Source organism: Leucobacter sp. M11 (genome assembly GCF_035726885.1).
In the GTDB taxonomy this organism is placed as follows: Bacteria; Actinomycetota; Actinomycetes; order Actinomycetales; family Microbacteriaceae; genus JAPFRB01.
This window is the reverse complement of record NZ_JAPFRB010000002.1, coordinates 740,454-741,397: the sequence shown is the minus strand read 5'-3', so window position 1 is coordinate 741,397 and position 944 is coordinate 740,454. Positions and strand designations below refer to the sequence as shown.

At 75.4% G+C, this 944-nt stretch carries 1 protein-coding gene; it reads left to right on the top strand.

The features are described from left to right. On the top strand, positions 1-944 hold a 944-nt coding region (locus tag OOT08_RS07960; protein WP_325092067.1), incomplete at both ends, for a CpaF family protein.

Genomic DNA, 944 nt, shown 5'->3' with positions numbered 1-944 from the left:
TTGCCCAGCACCTCGGCGACCCCGAGGTGAGCGACCTGTTCCTGAACGGGGACGGCGGCCTGTTCCGCCGCCGCGGGGGCCGGGCGGAGCCCGTGCCGGGCTGGCCGCCCGACGAGGATGCGGCTCGGGCGCTCGCCGTCGGCCTGGTCGCCGCAGGCGGGCGACACCTCGACGAGCGCACCCCGTGCCAGGACGTGCACCTGGGCGGTGGGGTGCGGGTGCACGCGGTCCTGCCGCCCGTGAGCGCCTCCGGCACCCTGCTCTCGATCCGGGTGCCGCGGCGCGAGGCCCCCGGGCTCGGCGAGCTCGTCGCGGCGGGGCTGTGCTCCGGCCCCGTGCACCGGTTTTTGCGCGAGGCCGTCGCGGCCCGGCAGAACCTGCTGATCACCGGCGGGACCGGCTCGGGGAAGACGACGCTGCTTGCCGCCCTGCTCGGGGAGGTGCCGCACAGCGAGCGGATCGTGACGATCGAGGACGTGGCCGAGCTGCGGATCCGGCACCCGCATCGGGTGAGCTTGGAGGCCCGGCAGGCCAACAGCGAGGGGGCGGGAGGCATCGGCGTCGCGCAGTTGCTTCGCGAGGCGCTCCGCATGCGGCCGGATCGACTTGTGCTCGGGGAGTGCCGCGGGGCGGAGCTCAGCGTGCTGCTCGGCGCGCTGAACACGGGGCACGACGGGGGTGCCGGGACCGTGCACGCCAGCACGCTCACCGAGGTGCCCGCCCGGCTCGAAGCCCTCGGGGCGCTCGCCGGGCTCGCCCCGCAGCACCTCGCTCGGCAGGCCGTGAGCGCCCTGCACCTCATCGTGCATCTGGAAGCAGCGGCCGGCCGACATCGGATTGCGCGACTCGGGCATCCGGTGTTGGACGGCCAGGGCCTGCTCACGGTCGTGCCCCTGACGGAGCGCTCCTTTGGCTCGGACGCCCGTGCGATGGCGAGCGTGCGT